The 18,853-nt window shown below is 55.1% G+C and carries 15 protein-coding genes; 7 read left to right on the plus strand and 8 right to left on the minus strand.

The genetic code is table 11. From position 1 onward, the window contains the following. Window positions 1–333: 333 nt before the first annotated feature. The gene (locus OPU96_RS00235) at window positions 334–1,323 is read right to left on the minus strand and encodes a LysR family transcriptional regulator (protein WP_267864008.1); all 990 of its coding nucleotides are present in this window, start codon (window positions 1,321–1,323) and stop codon (window positions 334–336) included. Between the two features lie 228 nt (window positions 1,324–1,551). On the opposite strand from OPU96_RS00235, the gene OPU96_RS00240 reads away from it, so the two are divergent. From OPU96_RS00240 to OPU96_RS00260, 5 genes are all read left to right on the plus strand, one after another. Beyond that, a complete protein-coding gene (locus OPU96_RS00240) occupies window positions 1,552–2,787 on the plus strand; it encodes an aromatic ring-hydroxylating oxygenase subunit alpha (RefSeq protein ID WP_498558465.1) in 1,236 nt (411 codons plus the stop codon). A 153-nt stretch (window positions 2,788–2,940) separates the two neighbouring features. Next, the gene (locus tag OPU96_RS00245; protein ID WP_267864006.1) at window positions 2,941–3,870 is read left to right on the plus strand and encodes a GlxA family transcriptional regulator; all 930 of its coding nucleotides are present in this window, start codon (window positions 2,941–2,943) and stop codon (window positions 3,868–3,870) included. Between the two features lie 80 nt (window positions 3,871–3,950). Further along, complete coding sequence (locus OPU96_RS00250) at window positions 3,951–4,640, plus strand: dimethylsulfonioproprionate lyase family protein (RefSeq protein ID WP_267864005.1); 690 nt, start codon at window positions 3,951–3,953, stop codon at window positions 4,638–4,640. A 10-nt stretch (window positions 4,641–4,650) separates the two neighbouring features. Next, on the plus strand, window positions 4,651–5,754 hold the full coding sequence (locus OPU96_RS00255) for an alcohol dehydrogenase family protein (protein WP_267864004.1): 1,104 nt from the start codon (window positions 4,651–4,653) through the stop codon (window positions 5,752–5,754). After that, window positions 5,751–6,854, plus strand: a complete 1,104-nt coding sequence (locus OPU96_RS00260) for a mandelate racemase/muconate lactonizing enzyme family protein (RefSeq protein WP_267864003.1) — start codon at window positions 5,751–5,753, stop codon at window positions 6,852–6,854. The genes OPU96_RS00255 and OPU96_RS00260 overlap by 4 nt, the downstream gene beginning before the upstream one ends. Before the next feature lie 63 nt (window positions 6,855–6,917). On the opposite strand, the gene OPU96_RS00265 is transcribed toward OPU96_RS00260, so the two are convergent. Further along, window positions 6,918–7,982, minus strand: coding sequence for a GlxA family transcriptional regulator (locus OPU96_RS00265; protein ID WP_267864002.1), 1,065 nt, complete (start codon window positions 7,980–7,982; stop codon window positions 6,918–6,920). 281 nt (window positions 7,983–8,263) lie between these two features. Next, a complete protein-coding gene (gene ydiJ, locus OPU96_RS00270; RefSeq protein WP_498558466.1) occupies window positions 8,264–11,311 on the minus strand; it encodes a D-2-hydroxyglutarate dehydrogenase YdiJ in 3,048 nt (1,015 codons plus the stop codon). Between the two features lie 157 nt (window positions 11,312–11,468). Between ydiJ and OPU96_RS00275 the strand changes: the two genes are divergently transcribed. Then, window positions 11,469–12,371 carry a LysR substrate-binding domain-containing protein gene (locus tag OPU96_RS00275; protein ID WP_267864000.1) on the plus strand — a complete coding sequence of 301 codons (903 nt, stop codon included), beginning with the start codon at window positions 11,469–11,471 and terminating at the stop codon, window positions 12,369–12,371. A 446-nt stretch (window positions 12,372–12,817) separates the two neighbouring features. On the opposite strand, the gene OPU96_RS00280 is transcribed toward OPU96_RS00275, so the two are convergent. From OPU96_RS00280 to OPU96_RS00295, 4 genes are read right to left on the minus strand one after another with little or no spacing between them, the layout of a single operon-like run. Further along, window positions 12,818–13,618, minus strand: coding sequence for a MetQ/NlpA family ABC transporter substrate-binding protein (locus OPU96_RS00280; RefSeq protein ID WP_267863999.1), 801 nt, complete (start codon window positions 13,616–13,618; stop codon window positions 12,818–12,820). Between the two features lie 25 nt (window positions 13,619–13,643). Continuing rightward, window positions 13,644–14,654 (minus strand): HalD/BesD family halogenase, encoded by a 1,011-nt coding sequence (locus OPU96_RS00285; RefSeq protein ID WP_267863998.1) that lies wholly within the window; start codon window positions 14,652–14,654, stop codon window positions 13,644–13,646. A 42-nt stretch (window positions 14,655–14,696) separates the two neighbouring features. Beyond that, window positions 14,697–15,338, minus strand: a complete 642-nt coding sequence (locus tag OPU96_RS00290; RefSeq protein ID WP_420712898.1) for a methionine ABC transporter permease — start codon at window positions 15,336–15,338, stop codon at window positions 14,697–14,699. A gap of 4 nt (window positions 15,339–15,342) precedes the next feature. Further along, window positions 15,343–16,437: a methionine ABC transporter ATP-binding protein gene (locus OPU96_RS00295; protein ID WP_267863996.1), complete on the minus strand. Its 1,095-nt coding sequence runs from the start codon at window positions 16,435–16,437 to the stop codon at window positions 15,343–15,345. Between the two features lie 276 nt (window positions 16,438–16,713). Between OPU96_RS00295 and OPU96_RS00300 the strand changes: the two genes are divergently transcribed. Beyond that, window positions 16,714–17,871 carry an acyl-CoA dehydrogenase family protein gene (locus OPU96_RS00300; RefSeq protein ID WP_498558467.1) on the plus strand — a complete coding sequence of 386 codons (1,158 nt, stop codon included), beginning with the start codon at window positions 16,714–16,716 and terminating at the stop codon, window positions 17,869–17,871. Window positions 17,872–17,929: 58 nt separating this feature from the next. Here OPU96_RS00300 and OPU96_RS00305 read toward each other — a convergent pair whose 3' ends face one another. Further along, window positions 17,930–18,820 carry a LysR family transcriptional regulator gene (locus OPU96_RS00305; RefSeq protein ID WP_498558468.1) on the minus strand — a complete coding sequence of 297 codons (891 nt, stop codon included), beginning with the start codon at window positions 18,818–18,820 and terminating at the stop codon, window positions 17,930–17,932. Window positions 18,821–18,853 lie beyond the last annotated feature (33 nt).

The following is an 18,853-nucleotide window of genomic DNA, read 5'->3' on the forward strand; positions in this document are numbered from 1 at the left end:
GCGTGAAAAATTAGCCTTCGAGGCGCACCAAGCCGCCCTTGCGAAAACACTAACTCTCTCTACGTAGGCAGACAGATGAAGGCTAGGCCCATTGACCAGATCAGTTCCAGGCTTACTACTACCGGCGGGTCGCACTTGCACTTTAAATTACAAAAGTGCAAACACTCTTATTGCCAACACGCCTGTTGCGAATTAAGCAATGGACAACTAACGAATCATCTTCACTCTTCATCTCGACACATGCATTTTGTGTTCAACGTTTGTGATGAAAGAATAATGACAAGCGGGGTCGAGACACAGCAACTTTTAGGTTGGGCAATTGATGATCTGAGGTTATGCATCGCAGCAGTCAGGATTTTCGAGCAATCCACTGTCGAACTGTTCCATAAGCCAGTCACGCAGCTTGCAACAGCTGGGGTCGCGGGTTTTTTCTTCGTTGAAGTTCAGGTAGTGCAGGGTTTCCTTGTGTACCAGCTTTTCTTTGACGGGCCGCACCAGCAGGCCTTTTTCGACCAGGGGCGCTACAAGGTAATGCCAGCCCAGAGCCACGCCCTGATGATTCAATGCCAGTTGAACGAGCAGATTGTAGTCATTGGCATTGAAAAAATGCGGGGCTGTACTCGGTCGGTCTTTGAGGTCGACATCGTGATGGGCCAACCACCCGCTCCAGTCCACATGCTCGGCCACTTGCGAACGCCCATACGGACTCAGATTGAGCAATGCGCCATCACGAATCCCCTGAAGGCGTTGCACCTCAGGGTGTTGTTCGAGGTAAAGCGGCGTACACACCGGATAAATCACGTCACAGACCAACGGGTGGCTGTGATAACCATCATGACTCTTCATCATTTTGCAAATGATTATGTCTGGATGAACGCCCGTCTCGAAGGACAGGAAATTTTGTGTAACCACCAGGTTGACGTCGATTTCAGGATGGGCGGCAAAAAACTCGGGAAGTCGTGACCCCAACCAAAAATGGGTGAAGGCCGGCGAACAGCACAGTGTGACCACATGCTTGGAACTTGCGTTACTGCGCATGCGCTCCGCTGCCTGGGCGATGCTGCTGAACGACAGTTGCACCACGTCATAAAAATTGGAGCCCGCATCGGTCAGCTTGACCGCCCGCCCCGCCCGGTCGAAAAGCTCGGTTCCGAGGTGGTCTTCCAAGTCACGGATTTGACGGCTGATTGCAGCCTGGGTGACACACAGCGCTTCAGCGGCCCGAGTGAAATTTTGATATTTGGCGGCGGCCAAAAACGCTTTTACAGCACGCAATGACGGCATCTTGATCAGCGTCTGATCGGGCTCAGTCTGCTTAACCATAACAATAGATCATCATTAGCCCCTATAAAATATCGATTCTTAAGTCCGACGACCTCGCTCTAGACTGACCGCAAGGCACCGCCGTCCCCTATCAATCGGTGTGATCAACGGCAGGTTATCCGAATTGGCCTACACGTAGTAGCCCGTTCGTTTCCAGCGTGCCCGTGATCAAGCCGTCAGCGATACGGTTAGTACGAGAAAGCCCCCTCCCGAGGAGAGCATAAGAAGATGCTTCAGAACACCGCGGTTTTAGATCTGATCAAACAACGTAAACACCAACATGGCCTTCCCGGCGCAGCCTATGCAGACCCCAACGTGTATCGCCAGGAGCTGGAGCACATCTGGCACAAGGAGTGGATCTTTGCGGGCCACACCTTCGAGGTCGAAAAACCAGGCCAGTACCTGACGCTGCAGATCGGCGACTATCCGATCACGATAGTTCGCGGCAAGGACGGCAACATCCGCGCATTTCATAACGCGTGCCGTCATCGCGGATCGAAAGTCTGTACCGAAGACAAAGGTAAGGTGGCAAAGCTGGTATGCCCTTATCACAAATGGACATTCGAGCTGGACGGCAGGCTTCTGTATGCCGGGAACATGGGACCGGACTTCAATACGGCGGAGCATGACTTGCTGCCTGCGCATTGCGAAGTCGTGCACAGCTACATTTACGTCTGTGTCGCGAAACAAGCGCCCGACTTCGAAAATTTCCGAAACGCCGTCGCGCCGTTTATTGGCCCTCACCATTTGGAAGATTGCAAAGTCGCCTTCGAGGCCGATCTGGTCGAGAAAGGTAATTGGAAACTGGTGTTCGAAAACAATCGCGAGTGCTACCACTGCGACGGCACACACCCCGAATTACTCCAGTCATATACCGAGCTCCCATCGGTACAAGGCATCGGCGGTGAGGAAGCCCCGGAAATGACCGCCTATTGGGATGCTTGCGAGGCGGGCGGCCTGGCCAGTCGCCTGGTGATGGACCCCGCCGGACAGTTTCGTATGACACGCATACCGCTCGACCACGGCGCGAGCAGTTACACCCTGGACGGTAAACCTGCCGTTAATCGACGCATGGATCGCAGTGGCGTCGACAATATCGGCGCACTGCTTTACTTCAACTATCCATCGACGTGGAACCATTTTCTTGGGGATCACGCGCTGAGTTTTCGGGTATTGCCAAAGGGGCCAGGCGAGACCGTAGTCACCACCAAATGGCTGGTACCCAAGGATGCGCAGGAAGGCGTGGACTACGATATCGAGCGCCTCACCAAAGTCTGGATGGCCACCAACGATCAGGATCGAAGCCTGGTGGAAGGTGCACAGATTGGGGTGACTTCGCCCGCCTATCAACCTGGTCCGTATTCCCCCCTGGTGGAGAACGGCGTGTGTCAATTCGTCGACTGGTACTGCGATTTGATGAGCCAGCGCATGGCTGAAGCTGAAGCCGCTGCCAACGCGCGTTAACGATCAATGCGTCGGGATGTTTACCACTTAAAAGAACATCCCGATCACGTTGGCAACCCGCGCCGTTCAACCCAAAACAACAAGAGGGATTTAAGTGTGACTTCCCCGAACGCTGGATCCCCCTTTACACCTTTGCTCCCTAATGCCAGGTCAGTGTCGAACATCGGTTTTTTGCTGCTCGACAACTTTTCCCTGACCTGTTTCACGCAGTGCCTGGACGTATTGGTGACGGCGAACCATGTCCGCCCCGGCTCGATTAAAGTCCATACGTTCAGTCTCAACAGCTCTGAAGTCATGAGCGATTTGGGCATTCCCATCAGGTCGGACACACCGTTGACCGACATCCGCATTGCAAACCTTGATTTGATGGTGATCTGCAGCGGCATGCGGACTCCACGAACGATGCCAAACTGGTTGACCACCCTTCTGCACAAGCTGGCCAGCCTGCCTGTGGCGCTGGGCGGACTCTGGAATGGCGCTTGGTACCTCGGCAAGGCCGGCCTGCTGGATGGCTATCGTTGCGCCATTCACGCAGATCAGCGCACCGCGCTCGCCGAATACTCACCCAATACCACCGTGACACTGGACACCGTCGTCATCGATCGAGACCGACTTACCGCGTCCACCCCAGCGGGCGCATTTCACCTCATGATCAAGTGGCTCTACAGCGCGCTCGATTACAAGGTGGCCGACGCTGTGTTTGATGTGCTCGATTACGACCAGTCGCGCTTTCGAAAGACCGCTGACACCCCAAACCAGACAGTCACCGCGCCGCTGCGAGAAGTCATCACACTGATGAAGTCCAATCTGGAAGAACCTCTTGGCCTTGATCACCTTGCGCAATGCGTAAAACTTTCCAGACGTCAGGTCCAACGCTTTTTTCAGGCTCAGATAGGTACCCCGCCGCAAAAATACTATCTGGAGTTGAGGCTCACTGAAGCCCAGCGCCTGATACAAAACTCACGCTTCGCCATCATTGATGTAGCCATCGCGTGCGGGTTCGTCTCAGCCGGTCATTTCAGCAGACGCTACAGCGCCTACTTCGGTTATCCGCCCTCACGAGAGAGTCGCCATGACGTCTAATTCCCTTTAACCCGTGTATGGGCTATTCACGCCACTCAATGTCGCATGCTGCTGTCGGGGCATCTAAGAGGTAAGAAATCATGCACTACACGTGTGGTTTATCAGAACAAGAACTCTTGATGCACGGGGTGATTTTGCGAGAAGCGCTGCTGCGAATTCTTGTCCGATATTCACAAACGGGTGCCAGCAGCGTGGAGCAGGCTGAGGTATGTATTCGAGCCTTACGCTACGCGCGATTGGACATTGGCCTCGCCCCGTTCTCAGGCAGTGCACTGCCCTCTTCCCTGGCGCCCACCCTCGCTGAGGCGCTCTCAGATGCGCCTAGACCTGATCGGGACTTTGAAATCCTGCTCTCCACGCTTGAAATCCTGCTTCCCAGCAGCCGCTGGACCCAGCGATTCGCTACGGGGAACGATGAAGTCGAGTTTGAAGACAGGCATCGGCATGCCTTGATGTTTGGCAAGGGTGGGCTCTTTGAATGTTCAACCATGACCCTGGGCTTGGCCGTCATGGCGCCGGAACTGAATTACCCGTTCCACCGGCATCCTCCTGCAGAGTTCTACCTCGTTTTATCCGAAGGTGATTGGTATCGGGAAGACGCCGGATGGTGGAGCCCCGGGGCCGGAGGAATGGTCTTCAATCCGCGCTCGGCGATGCATTCAATGCGGTCAACCCGCAAACCACTATTGGCACTCTGGGGGCTCATAGACCCCGTGCCGCACATTGTTACATCAGGTGTTTCCAACAATTTCAATTTGACCACACCGTAGGGAGGGACCTATGCCACAGCCATTACCCGCAACAATGCACGCCGTGTTACTTAATGGGCTCGGCGGACTGGAGCAACTGGAATACCGCACAGATGTACCGGTACCTCAACCCGGTGTCGGAGAGGTACTCATTCAAGTCCGCACCTCTGCGGTTAACAATACGGATATCAACACCCGCATTGGCTGGTACTCCAAGTCGATCAGCAGCGACACCGGCGCTGGCGGCGCCACCGGCTTCGACAGCGTGAACGGCGATGATGCTTCCTGGTCGGGTGCAGCCCTGGAGTTCCCACGCATTCAAGGTGCCGACTGCTGTGGATACATCGTGGCCGTTGGGCAAGGCGTTGCAGACTCGCGCATTGGCGAACGCGTGATCGTCAGCAATCTTTTGCGTACCTATGTGAACTACAGGCCTTATGAATGCTGGACATTCGGCAGCGAATGCGACGGCGGATTTGCACAGTTTGCGGTTGCCCCCTCCAAAGAGACCCTCAGGGTGGAATGCGACTGGTCCGATGCAGAACTAGCATCGATCCCCTGCTCCTATTCCACCGCAGAAAACATGCTGCACCGACTTAAACTTGGCAAAGAAACAGTCCTGATCACCGGCGCCTCGGGAGGCGTGGGCTCTGCCGCCGTCCAACTAGCCAAACGTCGTGGCGCAACGGTAATCGCCCAATGCTCTGCTGCCAAAGCAGCGGAGGTCAGGATGTTAGGTGCTGATCGCATCATTGATCGCGGCGTCGACCTGATATCGGTACTGGGCGAGAACTCAGTGGACGTGGTCGTTGACGTGGTGGGTGGTGATGATTGGCCAAACCTTTTACGCGTACTGCGTCTTGGCGGTCGATATGCCATCGCCGGCGCAATAGCTGGCCCGATCTCGGAGATCGATCTTCGAACGCTCTACCTCAAAGACCTGACGCTTTACGGCTGCACGTTTCAAGACGACGAAGTGTTTACCAATCTCATTTCGTACGTCGAGTCGGGCGAAATACGTCCAGCTGTAGCCAAAACGTATCCGCTAAGTGAAATCCATCAAGCTCAGGAAGACTTTCTGAGCAAAGCGCACATCGGCAAATTGGTGTTGATCATTCCGCAGGTAAACCTATGAAAATTGCCAGCATCCATCTCTACACCCACGAACTACCCGTCGTGGATGGGCCCTATACAATGGCCAACCGGCTGGTCTATTCATTGACCACCACCCTGGTCAAACTGGTTGCCGATAATGGGCTGATTGGCTGGGGCGAGACCTGCCCCGTTGGCCCAATCTACGCCGAGTCACATTCGCTGGGTGCGGTAGCGGCGCTGACCGAAATGGCCAAAGGGCTGATCGGCACGGAACTGCTGCCCGTACCGTTGCACCGGCGCATGGACAAATTACTCAAGGGGCATAACTACGCTAAAGCAGCCATCGATATCGCTGCGCACGACCTGTTAGGCAAGCACCTGGGCCTCAGCGTCTCGGACCTTCTGGGCGGCGCCCTGACTGATCGCGTGCCCTCCTATTCCGTGGTTGGGATCACCGATCCCGAGGAGTCCGTTCGCCTCGCCATCGACAAACGCGACCAGGGTTATCCGCGCCTGCAGATGAAACTGGGTGGCCGGCCCATCGAGGAAGATATCGCCGCGATCAATAAGGTGTGGGAAGCCGTGGGCAGTTCACGCATCAAGCTGGCCGTGGATGCCAATCGCGGTCTGAACACCCGCGATACGTTAAGGCTCTGCAGGGAGTGCGCGCACGTCCCGTTCATTCTGGAGCAACCCTGCGAAACCATTGAAGACTTCCAGAAAATCCGCCCGCAGATCAGCCACGCCCTGTACATGGACGAAAGCTGCACCAGTATCAATACGGCAATTACTGTCGCGGGAACCGGTTTGGTCGATGGTTTCGGCATGAAGATCACCGCACTGGGTGGCTTGCATCCGATGCGCGCCTTCCGTGATATCTGTGCCGCACGCAACTTACCCCATACCTGTGACGACGCATGGGGCGGAGATCTGATGGCCGCCGCCTGCACCCACATCGGCTCGACCGTTGCACCTGAACTGCTGGAGGGCGTCTGGATCGCAGCGCCCATGATCGAGGGTAACTTCGATGCGAAAAATGGTATCCGCATAGAAGGTGGCCACATCAAGCGCCCACAAGGATTTGGCCTCGGCGTCGTGCCGGAAGAAGGCATCTTCGGCGATCCGGTAGCGTCCTTTTAAATCCCCCGGCAGGCGCTTGGCGGCAGTGCCAAGCGTCTCACGTAGTGATCCTGACGTTCTTTTTTAAATTTTCATGCTGGCAAAGGACTCTTCATTTCTAGCGATGCTGAGCGCCACACCAGACTTATATCTCCCATTGTTTAAATGCAGCTCTTGAGCAAGAGCCAACGCCGAAGCACGCTCGCCGTGAAGTGCTACCCCGAAACACCCACGATAGCTTCTCGCAAATTGCGGCATGGAGGCGAAGCCGCACAAATAACCTATGTCCATCAATGGCATTAACGTTGTCTTTAACAGCTGATGCGCCCTCAACAAACGCAGCCTGAGGTAATAGCGCGAGGGTGAACACTCCAAATACTTGTTGAACAGCCTTTCCAGTCGACGACGTGAAACGCCTAATCTAAAAATCAACTCGCTGATTTCAATAGGCAATGACAAATTTTCTTCCATTAATATGATAGCCGCTTGCAACGTGGGTTGATTCGTCCCAAGCGTATGCTTAAGGGGTACCCGTTGACCATCGTGATCACTTCGCATCCGTTCGTGTACAAGTTCCGCCGAAATCTCCACTGCCAGATCACGCCCATGTTTACTTCTGATCATGTGCAGTACCATGTCGAGTGGAGCAAGACCACCCGACGAGGTTAAGTGATCGTCATCGATAGAGAAAAGGCGCGCAGTCATTTCTGATTCAGGGAACTCTTTGCGCATCGCCACCAGCCTTTCCCAATGAACACTGCACTTATGGCCATTCAATAATCCGGCCTTGGCTAAAGCCCAAGTTCCGTTGCACACCGCACCTAATTTGCATCCTTGTTGAGCCTGGTCCTGCAACCAGTGCATATGTTCCCGGGCAACGTAGCTTTTAATATCCACGCCCCCGCATACAATTACTATATTGAGGCCTGAAGCATCTTTCATTTTGGCGTCGGGAGTAACTTGCAAACCTGCACTGGCGTTTACAGGACCACCGTCTTCGCTCAGTGTGAGCCAACGATACAATTGTCTACCAGACAGCTGATTTGCGATGCGTAACGGTGCCAATGCTGACGCCAGTGAGATTAAAGTGAAATTATCCAACAAAAGAAATCCGACAGTTTGAGGACCAGCCGCCTCCAGATTTTTCATCGCATTTTACTCCTCGCCAGACACCCCAGGCCTTTCTACGCACTAAGAAACCAGGATGGCTTGGATATATGCAGATGCGCCAGCACCCTGCCCGCCAAATATGCACGGGCAAAAACCATCACTCTGCATATCGCACTTTTATTTATAGTTATTATCACAGCAGTAGATAACATTTTTTTGCATCAGAGCAAAAGTAGCCAAAAACAACAAGACATTAAATATCATACCGTGATAATTTTTTGTTATGCGAAGTCACACATCTATTTACGTGTGTTCGTCCTCTAGATGCCCTCCAGCGATAGCGCCTTCATACGCGCTAACAGAACCTGCAAAGGATGGAGTATCTGCACGCCCTCCTGGCGCTTAACCTGGCTGCGGCAGGAATAACCATCGGCAACCACTCGCCCCGTCTGGTTGAATTTCCCAATCAGCCGCTTCCAGGATTGCCCGTAGATCGTGTCGCAGGTTTGGGCGTTTCGCGCCTCATGTCCGTAAGTACCCGACATTCCGCAACAACCGCTTGCCTGCACCAGAAGCGTCAGCCCAAAGCGTTCATAAATCTTTTGCCATTGGCCGATACTGCCAGGCTCATTGGTTTTTTCCGTGCAGTGGGGCAGGAAGTGATAGGGCTCATTCTCCTGCGCGGTTTCAACTTCCGGTAACGCGTCCAGCAGCCATTCCTGCGCCAGCATTACCTGGGGCGCATTGCCTGGTTGAAGGGTCTTGGCGTACTCCTGTCGATAGACCAGGGTCATCGCGGGGTCAAGCCCCACCAGTGGAACTTGATAGCGCTGAAGGCTGAATAACGACTGCCCATTGAAGTGGGCAGCCTTCTCAAACGCTTTCAGGAAACCCTGCACCTGAAGCGGTTTGCCGTTAGGCGCATAAGGTGCCAGGTACACCGTGTAACCGAGCCTCGAGATCAGCTCCACCCAATCAACCAACAGCGGCGTTTCAAAAAAACGCGTGAACGCGTCCTGAACGAGAATGACGCTTTTTCTTCGCTGCTCATCTGAAAGCGCATCAAGCCGTTCAGGCGTTGCTACCTGCACATCCCATCGCCGGCAGACAGCCGCAAAATCCACCAGGCTGAGTAGCGGGCTGTCGATCATTCCGGCGGCTCGCTCGAGTAACCAGCGCACCGGTCGCGCACTCATCACAACATTGTATGAACGCGGCATCCTGGCGATATAGGGCACCGTGTATTCCAGCGAGCCGATCAGATAATCCTTGAGCGGGCGCAAATAGCGGCTGTGATAGAGCTCAAGAAAGCGCGAGCGGAACTCCGGCACATTCACCTTAACGGGGCATTGGCCGGCGCATGACTTGCAGGCCAGACAACCGCTCATCGCCTCATACACCTCGTGGGAAAAATCTTGCTGCCCCAGCTTCTGCGCAAGGCTGTTCACCGCGCGGCGGGCCACATTCAGCGGTGCAGGTTCATTGACCGCCAGCACATCGACGCCCTGCTCCCCTTGCAATCTGAGCCATTCACGGACCAGCGATGCGCGCCCTTTAGGCGAGTGAATACGATTACGCGTCGCCTTCCAGGAGGGACACATTGCGTCATCAGGATCGAAGTTGTAGCACGCACCGTTGCCATTGCAATGCAGGGCTGTGTCGTAGCTTCGCCAGACGCGCTCATCAATGCTGCGGTCCAGTTCGCCGCGCAATGGCACTTCGTCAACGCGCGTCAATCGAGCAGCCGGGACGGTTTTCGGCGTGGCGATCTTGCCTGGATTGAGTTGGTTGCGTGGATCGAAGGCCGCCTTGAGCGCTTGCAACGCAGGGTATAAATCACCGAAATATTCAGGTACGTACTGCGACCTCAAGCCCTTGCCATGCTCCCCCCACAGCAGCCCTCCGTGCTTTTGCGTCAAGGCCGCGACCGCATCGGAAATCGGCCGGACCAGGGCCGCTTGTGCCGGGTCTTTCATGTCGAGGATCGGACGCACGTGCAACACGCCTGCATCGACATGGCCAAACATCCCGTATTGCAGGTCATAGCTGTCGAGCAACGCGCGAAACTCGAGGATAAAATCAGCCAGGTTTTCCGGCGGAACCGCCGTGTCTTCGACAAATGGCTGCGGCCTGGCCTCGCCTTTAACATTACCCAGCAACCCGACGGCACGCTTGCGCATCGCGTAAACACGCTTTAAGGCGTCAGCGCCGATGGCGAGCGTGTGCCCCAACCGAACCACTGAGGTATCGCGCTTGAGGTGCAGCACAAAGTCGTGAACACGCTGCTGCACCGAGGCTTCATCGTCGCCACTGAATTCAATGAGGTTGATGCCTAGGGTTGGCGTATCCGGATCTTGCGGGAAATATTCAGCAACGCCATGCCAGACAATGTCTTTCATCGCCAGCATCAGCACTTTGGAATCCACGGTCTCGATCGACAGGGGCTTCATTTCCATCAGCGCTTTGGCGTCGCGCAAGGCGTCCATGAATCCGGCGTACCGAACGTTGACCAGAATGGAGTATCTGGGGATAGGCAGGACGTTTAATTTGGCTTCAACAATGAATCCGAGTGACCCTTCGGAGCCGCACAGAACACTGTTCAGATTGAACTGCCCGTCGGTTTCGCGCAGATGCGCCAGATCGTAGCCCGTCAGGCAGCGATTGAGTGCGGGAAACGTCTCGCGGATCAAGTCCGCCTGATTATCCGCGATGTCCACGGCACACCGGTAGACTTCCCCTATCCGGTCACTACGTTTTGTCAGTGCCGATAAATGCTCCACGCCGACGGGGGCGCTGGTGAGGCGATCCCCCCCGAGCAGAACCGTCGAAAGCTCCAGCACATGATCGCGGGTCTTGCCGTAGGTGCAACTCCCCTGGCCACTCGCATCGGTGTTGATCATGCCGCCAATGGTCGCGCGATTCGAGGTCGAGAGTTCGGGCGCGAAGAACAGTCCATGAGGCTTGAGCGCCGCGTTCAGCTGATCCTTGACGACACCGCTCTGAACCCTGACCCAGCGTTCTTCGACGTTTATTTCGAGAATCTTGTTCAGGTGACGGGACAGATCTACCACCACACCCTCGGTGAGTGACTGCCCGTTGGTGCCCGTACCGCCGCCCCGTGGCGTGAGCACCACCGCACTATGTGCAGGCTCGGCCACCAGCCGTGACAAAATCGCCACGTCCTGCTCGTCGAGTGGAAACACTGCGGCTTGAGGCAGGCGTTGATAAATGGAGTTGTCGGTAGCCAGTACCGTCCGGTCGCCGTACCGACGAGCGATCTCACCTTGAAAACCGGCTGCATGGAGCGCGCCCAAAAAGGCTTCATAGGTCGTATTCTGAGTTTTCGGGGACGACAACCGCGCAATCATGAGAGAGTTCCTGCAGGCGAAAAGCTGATCTATACATTCAAACTACGTATGCTGAGCACAGAGCGCGCTGGGCAGTAGCAGATGGCTTTATCAAGTTTTGCTGCCGGAGGCTTTAATGACAAACGTAAATCCCGTTGGTTTTGCATGAGCTTTATGAATGAACCCCAGAAGACTGACCCCCTCCATGTCGTTATTGGTTGCCTTTGAGGCTGCCGCACGGCATTGCAGTTTTACCAAGGCCGCCGAAGAGCTGGCCTTGACCCAAAGCGCGGTCAGCCGGCAGGTGCAAACCCTGGAAGCTCAACTTGAAATCGAGTTGTTCAGGCGTGAAGGCAGAAAAATCGAACTGACCGCTGCCGGTGCCCTCTACCAGCACGAGTTGGCCGCCGCGTTGGGCCGTATACGAAGCGCAACTCTGCAGACCATTGCATTCAAGAATGACGGCGGGCCGTTGAACCTGGCAGTGTTACCGACGCTGGGCTCGAAATGGCTGCTGCCGCGGATGCATGAGTTCTACGCGAAACACCCGGAGATTATGGTCCACATCCATTCCAGGATCATTCGCGAAGACGTTCAGTCTTCCGCCCACGACATGACCGCCATCATCTGTGTGGGCTCTGGAGACTGGCCGGGCTTCATTTCACATCCATTGCTGACTGAAAAGTTGGTGGTGATTGCCAGCCCGATAGCGCTGCCCGAGTACCGCTCAATGACGCCTCGGGACGTCGCCGAGCAGTCATTGCTAAATGTGGTATCAAGGCCCAGCGCCTGGTCTGACTGGGTTGACAGCCAAGGCATCGACCACAAGGCCATGCGTGCGGGCCCGAGTTTCGAGCTCACGGCTCACCTGATTCAAGCCGTGTCAGCGGGGATCGGCATCGGGCTGGTGCCCGAAATCCTGGTGCAGGATGAGCTGCAAAGTGGCGAGCTCGTGGCCTTGTTCGAACCGCTGGAAAGCGGGCGCAGCTACTACCTCATCTACGCGAATCGCTACCAGAATCTCTTGTCTCTGCGCGCCTTCAGTGCTTGGCTCCTGTCGCTACCGTTCCCCCAATACTAGTGACTCAACCCAGCAACGTGATCAGGGTTTTGTAATGAGTCTGCGTCAGCACATCCAGATCACTGGCAAGTATACGTTCGTTGACCTGACGCCGTGATCTGTGCAACCCACGAACTACCGGGGTGCATTTCAATTGGCGTGGGAGTAGATATCGACACCTTGTAATCCCTTTAGCGCAGGGCCGGATCGCAACTGCCGATGAAGGTCATGCCGAGCAATCAGGCCCTGGTGGACAAGGCCGCCATACTCTTGATGCCCCGCTCGTAAGAGTGGCAGAAAGGATTTGGCTATGTCGGGCATCTGGACCACTTGTCGTAACGAGTTATGACCTAAAGGTAAACGGCTTAACGGCCTCGCTTGAAATACCTTTGAGCATAACCGTAGACTCAAGTAATCAGCTTCGCCCAGCCTGCGCGCTGTGCAGACGCTTGAGCCACATGCTTCAATCACCATGCAGGAACGGCGGCCCCGCCATAGACTTTCAGGATGACGTCACGAACAGCCTCAGTCTGGAAGGCTGCGACCAGCGTGGGCACCCACGGCGCATTGGCGTCGCCCTTGCGCACGGCGATGAAACACCGGTAAGGGTTATTCTCGACAGGTTCAGATGCGATCTTTTCCTTCTTGCTCAAGCTTGCTTTCAACGCCCAGTCGGTATTGATAACAGCCGCGTCCACATCATCGATAGCTCGGCCAAGCATGCCCGTATCGAGTTCCTTGAATTTAAGCCCCTTCACGTTCTCTGTAATGTCCTGCGGCGTGGTTAAAATTCCTTTGTCTGGATCGAGCTTGATCAACCCTTCCAACTCCAACAATCTCAGCGCGCGCCCCTCGTTGCTGGGATCGTTTGGAATGGCGATAACCGCGCCCTGGGGTAACTCGGCAGGCGTGCGAAATTTTTTGGAGTACAACCCAATCGGCCAGACAGCGGTATAGCCGACGGGGACAATCTCATAGCCCTTCACTTTTATCTGGTTATCCAGAAAAGGCTTGTGCTGAAACTCGTTGGCATCCAGATCACCATTGGCCAGCGCTTCATTGGGCAAATTGTAATCATTGAAAGAAACCGTTTTGACAATCAGCCCCTGCTTCGCCGCGACCTCGGCCACCGTCTGCCAAACCTCCTCCTCTTCCCCGCTCATGATGCCTACAACGACCTTGCGGTCAGCGGCGACCGACGCCTGACTGAACCCTGCCAACACACTCAGACAGGCGGCGAATAAACCCGTTTTGATAAAGCTGTTCATCTATAAACCCTCAAGTAATAAATAGTCAGTCGCCGAAATAGATGCCCTTCGCCTCGCCGGACGAAGAAATATCCTCGATAGCCCCCTGAATGTCGGAAATTACGTGTTCAAGCTCGCGAATAATGAAGGTCTTGTCCGTGGTGTAAGGCAAGTTAGCCAATAGTTGTTCAATTTTTGTTCTGGAGATCCACGCCTTGTGCCTTGCCCATTCCGAATTCAGCACAAATGCCGGATCAGCCTCTTGTAAATCCTTGAATCTGGAAACATCTTCGAAGTGAACATTCGGAGAAATATAGGCATTGACCATGGTGATGCGCTCGGCCGGCGTGGTCAGCTTATTCACTCGATGCAATACCATGTTTCCCTGCTGAAAGATGGCGAAGCCCGGCTGCGCAAACGAGCACTCCACGCGTTTGTCACCCACGATATCGCCGTCTTTTTCCAACAGCGAAATGCCTTCCTTCTTTGTTCCCTTGAACCAGACAAATGCCCCGCCTTCCAGCGCAGCCGGATCAGACGGCATCACAACGTAGTCGAAGCCGACACCGTCCCAATGCCACTTGTCCGTGGCCCGCGCGATGTCATCCGGTTGGTAGTTGATATGACCCAGCTGCAGCGGCATGGTGTGCGGCAACAGTGTTGTTGCGGCCATGTCGGAAAAAAACTCCGCAAGGATCGGACAGTTGCACAAGTCGTGCAGGAACCGCGATCTATAAACCCCGCCCCGGACCATCCTGGGAATCCGCGCAGTTGAAGTTGCATGCACTTCCAACTGCCGTGTTACTTGCAATAACGCCTTGGCGCCTTCTTCGCTAAGCAATCTGAAAGGCGTGGTAATCGCCAGGGAAGATGGACACTCTGCGATTTGCGCACGGGTGTAACCCAACTCCTCCAGGTCATATACCCTGGCCGGCTGTTCCATTGCCAGATGACGGGCCGGATCAAATGTCCACTGTTCTTCAAGCGCAGCATATCCCGGCGGCCGCGCGTCATCGAACAGCCTTGAAAAACCTTGAGAGGGGGCAGCTCTTCGCATTGGCAAACTCGCTCTAACACGTACTTGATGGATTGTCGGCAACTACCGGGCGCGTAAATAAGCCACGATCCGGTCGCCGACAAGTTGGATACCCCCCACCAACACAATAAGGATCGCAATGACACTGAACATGACCACGGTGTCGTAGCGTTGATAGCCATATCTGATCGCAAGATCGCCCAACCCTCCGGCGCCAATGGCGCCTGCCATGGCTGAGGCACCGATCATCGCGACCACCGTGATAGTGAAACCGCCGATAATGCCAGGCATCGCCTCGGGTAGCAGAACCCGGAAAATCACGTCTTTACGCTCACATCCAAGCGCCTCGGCGGCCTCTATTACCCCGCTGCTGACTTCTCGCAAGCTGACTTCTGCGACACGCGCAAAAAACGGTGTGGCGCTGATGGTAATCGGCACAATGGCGGCCCATATACCAATGGTTGTGCCGGTGAGAAATCGGGTCAGCGGAATCAAGGCAACCAGCAAAATAATAAAAGGCACGGCGCGAAACGCATTAATTACCCCGCCCAACAGACGATTTAATGTGAGCGCCTGAAATATCGCTCCAGCCGTTGTTGTCACCAATATCAGCGCCAGACCGATTCCCGCGAACCAGACGATAACGCTCGATATGCTGACCATCACCAGGGTATCCACGAAGGCCGTCCACAGCGCCGCCAACATGTATTCAGACATTGGGCAGTACCTCGGCCTTGCTGAATAATCCCTCTCTTTTCAGAAAGTCTTGCACCTGTACGGCGTTGGAACTTGTCGCCAAAAACAGCGTGCCCTGAGGCCTTCCCTGAACCACGTCAATGGCCGCATGAACCAACTCAACATCGCCCTGCAATGCGCGAGTTATCAGTTCCAATTTCGGAAACTCACCGCTTTCGCCCGAATAGGTCAGTTTAAGCAGGGTTTTGTCCGTGCCTTCGTAGTGTGGCGTGCAATTGTCATCGCCGCTGGCGTCGCCCGGCGATCTCAACAGCGCTTTGGCAGCATCGGACTGAGGCAGACCAAACACTTTCCAGACAGGGCCGGACTCCACGATCTCACCGCCCTCAATTACCGCCACGCGATCACATATGTTTCGTATTACGCTCATTTCATGGGTAATAAGAATAATGGTGATGCCCATTTTTTTATTTATATCCTTGAGCAGCGCCAGAATTGAAACCGTGGATTCGGGGTCCAGCGCGCTGGTTGCCTCATCGCACAGAATAATATCCGGATTCAACATCAAGGCTCTTGCAATACCCACCCGCTGTTTCTGCCCACCCGAGAGTCGAGAGGGATAAGTCCTGGCCTTGTCCGACAGCCCAACCAGCTCCAGTAGATTCGCGGCGCGCTCACGAATAAGGTCAGGCTTCACGCCACTGGCTCTTAGAGGCAGTGCCAGGTTCTCGAACACGGTTTTGGAAGAGAGCAGATTGAAGTGCTGAAAAATCATGCCGATCTTGCGCCGTATATCCACCAGCGCCCTACCCTCCAATGCTCCAATGTCGATGCCGCTGATCTTCACCGTCCCGGTGGTCAATCTTTCGAGCCGATTGATCGTGCGAATCAACGTGGATTTTCCCGCACCGCTGCGACCGATAATTCCGAAGATTTCCGACTGTTGTATGCCGAGATTAATATTCTTGAGCGCCGTGATCGGTCCATTGCTGGACGAATACGTTTTGCCCAGGTTGGCAAGCGTCACAATTTCACTGTTCGGCGCGCCCGCTATCACAGGTGAAACGTCGAAAGGCTGAGCGTCGTGATGCATGGTGATTTGATTCATGGTTCAGCCTTGCCATTGCTGGTGTTCAAAAAACGAACTCACTATCAATAGAATAAAAAGCTCGCACTACTACGCCACAAAGAACATACCGGAATATAAAAATTTTCTTAAATAACCTTAATGCATAACTATATGCAGCATGTTCTGGGTCGTAACGCGCCCTATCGTGCTAGATTCATGGGCTTGGTTAAACCCGGAGTCCTGCAGTTATCACGCCATTACTTTTATAAATCATAGGTTTATAGATGAGGGAACACTTTGAATACGACAAAACCTTTGCTGATCGACCTGGCCCGATCCCTGAGTGAGCAAATTTTTCCGCGCTCGCTGGAAATTGAATCCAGAAAAAACCTCCCACCCGATATCGTGAATGCCCTGAGCGCCGCTGGTTTTCTCAGGATGATGGTGCCTGAACAGTTCGGCGGGCTTGAGTGTGCCCCGCAGACTTTCGTTGAGGTGATCGAACAACTGGCCAAAGGCGATGCCTCGGTTGCCTGGTGCACCTATATCCATTGCGCCTCCTGCATCGTCTCCGCTTACCTTGCGCCTGACGTTGCCCACGAACTGTTCAGCCCTGGCACGGTGAAAATATCGGGTGCCTATGCGCCAACCGGTCGCGCCATTCGTACGGTTGAAAATGGCGTGAGCGGGTTTCGTGTTACCGGCAAATGGGGCTGGGGATCTGGCGCCGTGAACGCCGACCTGATGATCACCGGCTGCGTGATAATCAGCGAGGGGGGCAAGCCGGAGTTGTTACCCAACGGAAAACCACGGTTGCAGTCGATCATTCTCAAGCGCGAACAAGTTAGGCTGCTGGACAACTGGACCGCCTTTGGCCTCAAGGGCACCGGCAGTAGCGAGTTTGAAGTGCTCGATGAGTTCGTGCCCGAGCAGTACAGTACATGCCTGTTCACCGACCCACACTGTGACACGCCACTGTACCGATTCCCGCTGTTCGCACTGCTCGGCCTGGGCATCGCGGCCGTGGCACTGGGCCTTGCCGATGCCGCGATCAATGAATTGAAAAAAATCTCGAATGAGATAAAGGCAGGCATCAAAAAACAGACCGCGTCGCACCTGCAGGTTCATCAGATAACGGTCGCCAGGGCTGAGGCCAAGCTGTTGTCGTCCCGAGTCTTCTTTCTCGATGCCATTGAAACCGCATGGCGCCAGGCGCAGCATCCGCAGCCGGCCACCCTTGAGAACCGCTGCGCCGTCAGGCTTGCCACGACCTTTGCCGTCGACAGTTCGGTCGAGGTGGTCCAGTCGATGTTTGCACTCGGCGGTGGCACGGCGATCTTTGAAAGCTCCCGGCTCCAACAGTACCTGAGAGATATTCTGGTGCTGTCCAAACACCTGATGATCACCAGCGCCACCTACGAGCAACTGGGCTGCCTTTCGCTCGGTGTCGAGGTGGAGATCGACACGTTGTAACGTCTGAGGAAGCGCGGAAAAGGACTTCCAGTTTCGGCGACGACACCTGAACCTGCCATCAGCGGGTGCGCAAGACCTCGATGACCAACGAAAGCGCCGCAGAAATCTGTCGCCTGTTCGCGTAGTAAAGATGGTAGCCCGGAAACACCGGCCACCAGTCCTCAAGCACGGGCACCAGCGCCCCGCTGTCTAGATGCGGCTGCACCATGTCGAGTGGCCCGTACGTCAGCCCGAGTCCATCGAGGGCCGCTTGAAGCATCAGGTAGCCGTTGTTGAACGTCGCCTGACCTTGAACCTTCACGTTGATGCTCTGGCCGTCCCTTTCAAACTCCCAGGCGTAGAGGCTTCCGTAAGTGGGCAGGCGCAGATTGAGACAGCTGTGTTCGGTCAGTTCCCGTGGATTGAGCAGCGGTGGCCTGCCGGCCAGGTACGCGGGCGCACCCACGGCGGCCATGCGCATGTCCGGCGCGATCCGTACGGCGATCATGTCCTTGTCGATATTGTCCCCAAGCCGTATGCCTGCATCGAACCGCTGAGCCGCAATGTCGGTGAAACCATAATCCACATTTAATTCAATATGGATATCGGGATAGTCGCGCAGCAACGGCGCCAATCGGGGCCAGAGTACGGTTTGGATGGAATGGTCGTTTGCGGTGATTCGAACGGTCCCCTCCGGTTTGTCGCGCATTGCGCTGATAGACCCCAGCTCCAGTTCAATCTCGTCGATCCTGGGCGCGATCACGTTCAACAACCGCGCGCCCGCGTCGGTGGTCGACACGCTGCGCGTGGTGCGAATCAGCAACTGTGTGCCCAGCCTGGACTCCAGACCACGAATGCAATGGCTCAAGGCCGAGCGAGACAGCCCAAGCCTTGCGGCTGCGCGCGTAAAGCTGCGCTCTTGAGCAACGGCTATGAACGCCGCGAGATCGTTCAGGTTGGGACTGGCCATTGGTGAATTTCGTACACCTCTACATGCGGTTTT

Source organism: Pseudomonas sp. RP-B7, assembly GCF_059803535.1.